We start from the raw sequence: 1,095 nt of genomic DNA on the forward strand, positions 1-1,095 counted from the left end.
TGGAGACGTCGTCATCAAGCCCGTTCCCAGGCCAGTCACTACAGACGCCAAGCCGCGACCCAAGCATGATCGTGATCTACAGCTGGAGTATTAGCCTGTCCTCGTCGCCGGCCAGATATCCGCACCAGCCTCTGTCGGCCTGGGTTCGGGGCATCTGGTAGAGCTTGGACTCATGGACCTGTGCGAATTCCTGAGGTGTCGTGTTCACCCGGGCGTCCTGTTCCGTGAAACCGGGCAGTGCGAACAGCGGCGGGCGGGCGGGGCTCGAAGCGTGCTCGGCTCGGAGAGCCCGCACCCGCCCGCACCCGCCCGCCGCCGAATCGCGCCAGTCGGTCAGCCAGGGAGAATCGTGAAGTCGTAGGGCGGCTTGCTCGCGCCGGACTTGTTCGTGGCAGTGACCGTGGCGGGGCCGGCGTTCAGCCCCACCGGCACGACGACCTCAAGCTCGTCGTTGGACTTCACGGTGAAAGTGGCGTCCTTCGCGTGGCTGTCGCGGTCCGTGAACGTGATCTTGGTGACGCCGCCCAGGTGCTTTCCGTAGACCGCGACCTTCTGGCCACCCTTCGCGGCCTCCGGGTCGATGTTGTCGATGCCGGGCCGGTCGATCTTCGCTGCTGTCTCGGTCATTATTCCTCCGAATGTCGTGGTGGATGATGCTGACCCGGGCGGGGGTGCCTGGACTGTTCGCCCGGGAGTATGTGGACCGGATCCTTCGATTTCCTGGCGCATTCCCGGCGCATTCCTGGGGCGGGAGCGCAGGGGCGATCGCGATCCGGTTGTTCTGGCGGGGTCCGTTCACCCTGGGACCATGACGGGCGGACTCTTCGAAGAAGGGTCGATACGGCGACGGCGAATCCCGAGTCGTGATCTCGGGGTTCGATGCACGTTCTTCTCGCGGTGTGTCCGCGGCGCGGGTATCGGGCGGAATCGCCTCTGGACGAGACCGTACCATCAGGAAGTTCGTGCAACTCCTATCTGGTCAAGGGTCAACGCGGGCGGGCTAATACTCCAGCTGTAGATCGCTCTTTGGGCTGCTGGTGCCTACGCTTTCCGCGGTTTGCGGCGCTTGCCCCAGCTGCCGTGTGGCCGGTTCCG

At 64.9% G+C, this 1,095-nt stretch carries 1 protein-coding gene; it reads right to left on the bottom strand.

All coding sequences use genetic code 11. The features are described 5' to 3' along the window. Nucleotides 1-333: 333 nt before the first annotated feature. Nucleotides 334-627 (bottom strand): IPT/TIG domain-containing protein, encoded by a 294-nt coding sequence (locus ACIPLC_RS38250; RefSeq protein ID WP_400477676.1) that lies wholly within the window; start codon nucleotides 625-627, stop codon nucleotides 334-336. Nucleotides 628-1,095 lie beyond the last annotated feature (468 nt).

It is taken from the genome of Kitasatospora sp. NPDC086801 (assembly GCF_044745805.1).
Classification (GTDB): domain Bacteria; phylum Actinomycetota; class Actinomycetes; order Streptomycetales; family Streptomycetaceae; genus Kitasatospora.

Coding starts and splice junctions, on each gene's coding strand:
- ACIPLC_RS38250 (WP_400477676.1), bottom strand. CDS start 627: ATGACCGAGACAGCAGCGAAGATCGACCGGCCCGGCATCGACAACATC.